The organism is Actinomadura montaniterrae (genome assembly GCF_008923365.1).
In the GTDB taxonomy this organism is placed as follows: Bacteria; Actinomycetota; Actinomycetes; order Streptosporangiales; family Streptosporangiaceae; genus Spirillospora; species Spirillospora montaniterrae.
In genome coordinates, this window is sequence record NZ_WBMR01000331.1 from 1 (window position 1) to 7,736 (window position 7,736).

Genomic DNA, 7,736 nt, shown 5'->3' on the forward strand with positions numbered 1-7,736 from the left:
CTCGCCTGCCTCGACCTCGCCGCCGACCGTCCCGGCGACGCCGCCGCGCGGCTGCGGCTACCGGGCGGAGCGGGCCTGGCGCACCCGCTGGCCCGGCTGCTCGCCGCACCCCACCTGGTCGAAGCCCTCGCCTACACCGGCCACCGGGCGCGCGCCGCCCGCGCCGCCGAGGACTTCACCCGCTGGGCCGACGCCACCCGCACCCCGGGACGGCTCGCGCTCGCCCGCCGCTGCGCCGCCCTCCTCGCCGAATGCGACGACGAGGCCGCCGCGCACTACACCGAGGCGCTCCGGCTGCACGAGTCGGCGGGCGCGGTGTTCGAGCTGGCCCGCACCGAGCTGCTGTTCGGCGCCCGGCTCCGGCGCGGCCGCCGCCCCCGCGCCGCCCGCGAGCACCTGCGCACCGCGCTGCGGATCTTCGAGCGGTACGGCGCCGTCCCGTGGACCGGGCAGGCCCGCGCCGAGCTGCGCGCGGCGGGCGACGCGGGCCCGGCCCCGGACCCGGAGACGGCTGCACCGCGCACCGCCTCCGGGCCCGGGGAGCCGCCCGCGCTGACCGGGCTCACCGCCCAGCAGGCGCACATCGCCCGGATGGTCGCCGAGGGCGCCACCAACCGCGAGATCGCGGCCCGGCTGCTGCTCAGCCCGCGGACCATCGACCACCACCTCCGCAACGTCTTCACCCGGCTCGGGATCCGGTCGCGCGTCGAACTGGCCCGGATGATCCGCTGACCCGCCGGGCGCGGACGAGGGGTCCGCGCCCGGCGTCCGGCGGAGGACCGGCCGGTCTCAGGCCTTCTCGTACTCCTCCTCCTTGGCCGCGTCCTTGGAGCCGCGAGCGCTCTTCGAGGAGCTCGAGGAGTTTCCGGAGCCCGAGCCCGAGCCCGAGCCCGAGCCGGAGCCGCTCTTGGCCTTGCGGCCGTTCCCGGACTTCTCCTCCTCCTTCAGCGCCTCCTCGTGGGTCTTCACGACCTCGCTGTCGCGGATCTCGCCGCGCCAGCCCTCGATCTCGTCGGCATGCGTCAGCGACTGGGTCATCACGTGCCGGCGGAAGTGCTTGAGCTCCAGCCGGACGCGGCGGCCCTGCGCCCGCCAGATGTTGCCGGTCCGCTCGAACAGGCCCTGCGGGTGGTACTCCAGGACCACCAGGACGCGGGTCAGGTTCGGCGCCAGCTCATGGAAGCTGACGGTGCCGTCCACGTGGCCCTTCGCGCCCTTGGAGCGCCAGACGACGTGCTCGTCCGGGACCTGCTCGACGATCGTCGCCTCCCACGTCCGCTTGGACCAGAAGATCTTCGCCTGCCAGTTCAGCTTCTCCTCGTCCGCCTGGTCGACGCTGATGACCTTCTTCATGAAGGACGGGAAGTCCTGGAACTGCGTGAACTGGTCGTAGACGAGGCGGCGCGGCGCACCGATGTCGGTGTGCTCGATGATGTTGGTGACCTTCACCTTCTTGCCGCCGCCGCCCTTGCCGCCGCCCTTCTTCAGGGCGCCGCCGATGGTGTCCTTGAGCCGCCCGAACAGGCCCTTCGCCTTCTCGGCGGGCTTGCCGGCCGCCTCCTCGGCGGTGTCCTTGGCGTTCTCGGCGGTGTTCTTCGCCGTGTCCTTCGCGCTCCTCGCCGTGCTCTTCCCGGTGGAGCCGCCGCTCTCGTTCCGCTCCTCGGGCTCCTCGCCCCGGTCGTTGCGGCGGCTGAGCGCGCGGCCCGCCGCCACGGCGGCGCCGGCGCCGAGCAGGACGCCGCCGGTCGCGCCGAGCGCCTTGCCGCCCGGCACGCCGCCCGGCAGGTTCTGCGTGATCCGGCCGAGGCCCGACGGGCTCCGCCGGCCGACCGGCAGCCGTTTCGCGATCTGTCCGATGGGCACCGGGCCCACCCTGGTTCCGCGTTTCATGGTGTGTCTCCTCCGCAGGAGTTCGGTTTCGGGGGTCTGCTTCACGAGGTCCGGACGACCTCCCCGTCATGGATCTCGCCGCGCCAGCCCTCGACCCCGCCGGGGGCCGTCAGCGAGCGGGTCATGACATGGCGGCGGAAGTGCTTGAGCTCCAGCCGGACCCGGCGGCCCTGCGCGCGCCACAGGTTGCCGGTCCGCTCGAACAGGCCGCCGGGGCGGTACTCCAGGACGAGCAGGACGCGGGTCAGGTCGGGCGTCAGCTCGTGGAAGCTGACGGTCCCGTCCACCCGCCCCCTGGCCGCCGTGGACCGCCAGACGATGTGCCGGTCCGGGACCTGCTCGACGATCGTCGAGCGCCACGTGCGGCTCGACCAGAAGATCCGCGCCTTCCAGTGCAGCTTCTCGTCGGACGCCTGGTCGACGCTCACCACCTTCTTCATGAAGGACGGGAAGTCCTCGAAGCGGGTCCACTGGTCGTAGACCAGCCGGCAGGGCGCGCCGACGTCGATCTGCTCGACGATGTTCACCGGCCCGCCGCGCCCACCGCCGCTGAAGATCCGCTTGAGGGTCTCCTTCAGCGCCGTCCAGCCGAAGCTGAGCAGCGCGCGTCCCGGGGACTTGCCGTCGTACAGGGCCCGGGCGCCCGCGAGCGCCGCCCTGACCAGCGGCCCGCCCTGCTCCGCCTCGGCCGCCAGCCGCCGGACGGAGCGTTCCAGCCGGGACTCGAAGCGGGCGACGCCCCGGTCCGCGACCCGGCGCCCGGCGCGGCCGGCCGCGGCCGCGACCAGAACGCCGCCCGCGCCGGCGGCGAACCCGGTCCGGAAGTTCATGTGCTCGTCACCTCGCCGTCCACTCGGAGTCGTGCGCCGGGCTACCCGCGTAAAGAAGGGCAAAACAGGCCGCAGGCCAGCGCCGGGCCCCCGCGCACGCACCCGCCGGAACGTCGTCACAGCAGGTCACAGCGGTCGCGCGCAGAGTGAGCGCACCAAAACCGCGCGATCACGGGCCGAAACCGCCCGACCAGACCAGCCCAGCGTGCACACCGGACCACGGCCGCCTCCGGTAACGGTTAAGCCTCTTGCGTAATGCACCCCTTGAACTGGTACGGACCAGTGTTTATCTTCATGGCCACCACGCGCGTTTGTGCTCAGTGAGCATTCGCACCGCGCACAATTTTTCATGCGCGAAAGGGAGGAGGGCCGGGCGGCCGACGCCGCCCGTGGGAGGACCACGCCAAAGGGTCATGCGACGGCACGCCGCGCGACCCGTCCGGGGCGGCGTGAACATGCGGGCCGAAAAACGACGCACGGACGCGCGGGAGCGTCCGCAAGTGCGAGCCGAAGAAGGCGGGGACAGATGAAACGGCACCTCATCGGCGCCATCGCCGCGGGCCTCACCGTGGCACTCGGCGTCAGCGGATGCGGCAAGGGAAGCTCGTCCGGCGGAGACGACTCCGACGGCAAGACGATCAAATTCGTCGCGGCCATCTACGACGACAACACCAAGCCCTTCTGGGACGCCCTGATCAAGGACTTCGAGGCCAAGAACTCCGGGTACAAGGTGAACCTGGAGATGGTCGACTGGACCCAGATGGACGCCAAGGTGAAGACCTACGTCCAGACCAAGCAGGTCCCCGACATCCTCAACTACAACGCGTTCTCCGACTTCGCCCGCGATGGCCTGCTCTACAAGGCCTCCGAGGTCGTGTCGCCGGCCACGCTCAGCGACTTCACCCCCACGTTCGTCGAGCAGGCCAAGTTCAACGGCGAGCAGTACACGCTGCCGTTCATCTCCAGCGCCCGGCTGATGTTCTACAACAAGGACCTGTTCCAGAAGGCCGGCATCACCGACCCGCCCAAGACCTGGGCCGACATCAAGGCCGACGCGCAGAAGATCAAGAAGACCGGCGCCATCGGCTACGGCCTGCCGCTCGGCCCCGAGGAGGCGCAGGCGGAGTTCTTCTCCTGGGCGATGAACGACAACGGCGGCTGGGTCGACTCGTCCGGCAAATGGGCGATCAACCAGCCCGCGAACGTCGACACCCTGAACTTCCTCAAGGACCTCAACAAGTCCGGGCTGACCCAGCCGAACCCGGAGAGCACCGACCGCAAGACGGTGTTCAACCAGTTCGCCCAGGGCAAGATCGGAATGGCGATCGGCGGCCCGTTCACCAAGGCCGGATTCATCACCCCGGCGAACCCGAACCTGAACTTCGGGGTCACCTCGCTGCCGGTGAAGAACGCGAGCTCGCAGCCGAACACGCTCGGCGTCATGGACGTCCTCGACGCGTTCAAGAAGAACGACGGCAAGAACAAGGAGGCCGTCAAGAAGTTCCTCGACTTCTTCTACCAGAAGGACAACGTCTCGCGGTTCCTCGCCAAGGAGGGCTTCCTCCCGACGACGAAGTCCGCCGGTGACGCGCTCAGCTCCGACCCGTACATGAAGCAGTTCGTCGACGCGCTGCCGACGAGCAAGTTCGCCCCGACCAGCAACCCCGCGTGGTCGGCCGTGGCGGGCGCCGTCAAGCAGAGCCTCGGCACCTCGGTCGCCGACAAGGACCCGAAGAAGGTGCTCGACGAGATCCAGCAGACCGCCGAAAAGGCGAGCTGAGTGCAGGACGTCGCCGTGAAGCGGGACGCCGGATTCCGTCCGGCGTCCCGCCCCTCCCTGCTCAGGCGCATCGGGCGCGCGCTCGTCCCGCTGCTGTGGCTCGGCCCGTCCATCGTGCTCATCGCCGTCGTCGTGCTGTGGCCCGTCATCGAGATGGTCCGCACCTCGCTGCTGAAGATCAGCTCGTCCGGCGTGACGCTCGGCAACCGCGGCTCGGCCAACTACACCGACCTGTTCGACGAGGACGCCCTCGTCCCCGTCGTGCTCCGCACGCTGCTGTGGGTCGCCGGCATCGTCGTCGTCACGATGGTGCTGTCGCTCGCGATCGGCCAGCTGCTCAACGCCCGCTTCCCCGGCCGCCGCGTCGTCCGCTGGGCCGTCATCGTCCCGTGGGCGGCGTCGGTGCTGATGACCGCGCTGATCTGGAAGTGGATGCTGGACAACTACTCCGGCATCGTCAACCGCGTGCTGCTCGACCTGCACGTCATCGACAAGCCGGTCAACTGGCTCGGCCACCCCCACCAGGCGATGATCTGGATGATGTGGGTCGCGGTGTTCGTGTCGCTGCCGTTCACCTCGTTCGTCATCCTCGCCGGGCTCCAGTCCATCCCCGGCGACGTGTACGAGGCGGCCCGCGTCGACGGCGCCGGCGCCTTCCGCACCTACTTCGGGATCACGCTGCCGCTGCTGCGGCCCGCCGTCCTGATCGCCTCCATCATCAACGTCATCAACGTCTTCAACTCGTTCCCGATCATCTGGGCGATGACCGCGGGCGGTCCCGGGCACGCCACCGACACCACCACCACCTTCATGTACAAGCTCGCGTTCTACGACCAGCACGTCGGCGAGTCCGCCGCGATGGCCGTCGTCAACTTCGTCCTGATCCTGGTGATGGTGCTGGTGTACCTGCGGGCCACGCGCTGGCGGGAGGAGGTCCGATGACGGGAGGAGGTCCGATGAAACGCTCTCCCGTCCGCAAGGTGCTCCTCACCGGGGTCGGCTGGCTCGTCGCGCTGATCTTCGTGGCGCCGTACCTGCAGATGTTCCTGACGTCACTGAAGACCGAGCACGAGCTGACCAAGTCGCCCGGCACCTACCTGCCCGGGCACTGGCAGTGGTCGAACTTCGTGGACGTCTGGAAGGCCGCGCCGATCTGGACCAACATGCGGGTCTCGCTCATCGTCGCCGCCGTCGCCACCGTCGTGACGCTGGCGTGCGCGATGCCCGCCGCGTACTACACCGCCCGCAACCGGTTCCGCGGGCGCGGCGCGTTCCTGCTGCTCGTCCTCGTCACCCAGATGTTCGCGCCGACCGCGCTCGTCATCGGCATCTTCCGGGAGATGGTCGCGCTCAACCTGACCGACACCCTGATGGCGCTGATCCTCGTCAACGCCGCGTTCAACCTGCCGTTCTGCGTGTGGATCCTGCACGGCTACTTCTCCAGCATCCCCAAGGAACTGGAGGAGGCCGCGTTCCTCGACGGCGCCGGACGCCTCGGCGCGCTGTTCCGGGTGACGCTCCCGATCTCCACGCCGGGCGTCATCACCGCCGTCGTCTACACGTTCATCTCCGCCTGGAACGAGTACATCGTCGCCCTGACCGTCACCGCGTCGCCCAACCGGCAGCCGCTGACCGTCGCGATCCCGTCGTTCGTCACCCAGTACCAGGCGCACTGGCAGTACCTGTTCGCCACCTCGCTCATCGCTATCGTTCCCGTCGTGATCCTCTTCGTCTTCATCGAGCGGTACCTGATCGGCGGCCTCACCGCGGGCTCCGTCAAGTGACCCTCATCGCGATCGACGTCGGCGGGACGTCCATGAAGGCCGCGCTCGTCCCCGCCCCGTCCGGCCCCGCCGGCTCCGGGGCGGCGACCGGCGCGGACGTGCTGCTCGCCGAGACGTGGCCGACCGACCGCACCGATCCGGTCGGCGGCATCCTCGACTTCGCCGCCCACATGGCCGCCCGCGCCGACGCGCTCGGACGGCCCGCCCGCGCCGCCGGGATCGCCGTCCCCGGCATCGTGGACGAGGCGTCCGGGACCGCCGTCCGCGCCGCCAACCTCGGGTGGCAGGACGTGCCGCTGCTGCACCTGGCGGAGGAGCGGCTCGGCGTCCCCGTCGCCGTCGGCCACGACGTCCGCACCGGCGGCCTCGCCGAAGCCGTCCTCGGCGCGGGACGCGACGCGGGCGACTTCGTGTTCATGGCGATCGGCACCGGCATCGCCGCCGCGCTGATCCTGAACGGCACCACCTACCCGGGCGTCTCCGGCTGGAGCGGCGAGGTCGGGCACGTCGTCGTCCGGCCCGGCGGCGAGGACTGCGCCTGCGGCAACAAGGGCTGCCTCGAGACGTACGCGTCCGCCGCGTCCATCGCCCGGCGCTACACCACCCGAGCCGCCGCTCTTACTCCGACCGGCGGATCGGGGGCGGTCGCTAATGCAGCGGGCACCACGCTCGGCGCAGCGGCAGCGGGCAGCACCCTCGGCGGAACGGGCACGCTGGACAGCGCAGCAGCCCTGGACAGCGCAGCAGGTCTGGACGGCGCAGCAGGTCTGGACGGCGCAGCAGCCGTGAACGTCGCCGCAGGTCTGGACAGCGAAGTGGCAGGCGTCCACGCGGAGGACGTGATCGCGCGGGCAAGCACCGACGACCTCGCCGCCCGGATCTGGTCGGAGGCTCTCGACTGCCTGGCCGACAGCCTCGCCGCCACCACGCTGCTCCTCGACCCGGGGCTGTTCGTCCTCGGGGGCGGTTTGGCGCAGGCGGGGCCGCTGCTGCTCGAACCGCTGGAGGCACGGCTCGCCGACCGCCTCCTGTTCCGTCCCGCTCCCCCGCTGGCCGTCACGCGACTCGGCGACCGCGCCGCCGTCCACGGCGCCGCCCTCCTCGCCGCCCGTCTTCTCTAACCTCGCCTCCCCGGCCGCCGCTTTGTCTGCGGCCATACCGAGGAAGTGGTGGCATGGGTAGATCCGAACTGTACCCATGTCCGATTTTGGAAGTATTTCCTGCCGGGGTTCTTGATGCCAATCTAGGAGGTTCATCGAGATCCCATCGATTGGCAAGATGGAGTGTTCTGGGGATCTTGGATAAGGGCGTTCGGCGGAATCGCGAGAGGGGTGTTCGGGTGGTGGGGTGGCGCTTGCGTACGGGGCCGCCCCTCCAAAGTCAAGGGCGCCTTCGGCGTCGCTTCGCGATGGACTTCGTCCACCCTTGACTTTGGAGCCTCTGCGGCCCCTG

At 70.2% G+C, this 7,736-nt stretch carries 7 protein-coding genes; 5 read left to right on the forward strand and 2 right to left on the reverse strand.

Annotated features, from left to right (window positions below):
• Positions 1–732: helix-turn-helix transcriptional regulator (locus F9B16_RS53795; RefSeq protein ID WP_264159871.1), on the forward strand; the 732-nt coding region annotated here is incomplete at its 5' end.
• 57 nt (positions 733–789) lie between these two features.
• Here F9B16_RS53795 and F9B16_RS47340 read toward each other — a convergent pair.
• On the reverse strand, positions 790–1,863 hold the full coding sequence (locus tag F9B16_RS47340; RefSeq protein WP_225992590.1) for an SRPBCC family protein: 1,074 nt from the start codon (positions 1,861–1,863) through the stop codon (positions 790–792).
• A gap of 68 nt (positions 1,864–1,931) precedes the next feature.
• Positions 1,932–2,720, reverse strand: a complete 789-nt coding sequence (locus F9B16_RS47345) for an SRPBCC family protein (protein WP_151546825.1) — start codon at positions 2,718–2,720, stop codon at positions 1,932–1,934.
• A gap of 526 nt (positions 2,721–3,246) precedes the next feature.
• On the opposite strand from F9B16_RS47345, the gene F9B16_RS47350 reads away from it, so the two are divergent.
• The 4 genes from F9B16_RS47350 to F9B16_RS47365 are packed head-to-tail and all read left to right on the forward strand — an operon-like array spanning position 3,247 to position 7,405.
• A complete protein-coding gene (locus F9B16_RS47350; RefSeq protein ID WP_151546826.1) occupies positions 3,247–4,500 on the forward strand; it encodes an extracellular solute-binding protein in 1,254 nt (417 codons plus the stop codon).
• Positions 4,501–5,442, forward strand: a complete 942-nt coding sequence (locus F9B16_RS47355) for a carbohydrate ABC transporter permease (protein WP_225992591.1) — start codon at positions 4,501–4,503, stop codon at positions 5,440–5,442. It abuts the gene before it with no gap.
• A gap of 14 nt (positions 5,443–5,456) precedes the next feature.
• Entirely contained in the window at positions 5,457–6,284 is an 828-nt protein-coding gene (locus tag F9B16_RS47360; RefSeq protein WP_225992592.1) for a carbohydrate ABC transporter permease, read from the forward strand.
• Positions 6,281–7,405 carry an ROK family protein gene (locus F9B16_RS47365; RefSeq protein ID WP_151546828.1) on the forward strand — a complete coding sequence of 375 codons (1,125 nt, stop codon included), beginning with the start codon at positions 6,281–6,283 and terminating at the stop codon, positions 7,403–7,405. Before F9B16_RS47360 ends, F9B16_RS47365 begins: the two co-directional genes overlap by 4 nt.
• The last annotated feature ends 331 nt before the right edge of the window (positions 7,406–7,736 follow it).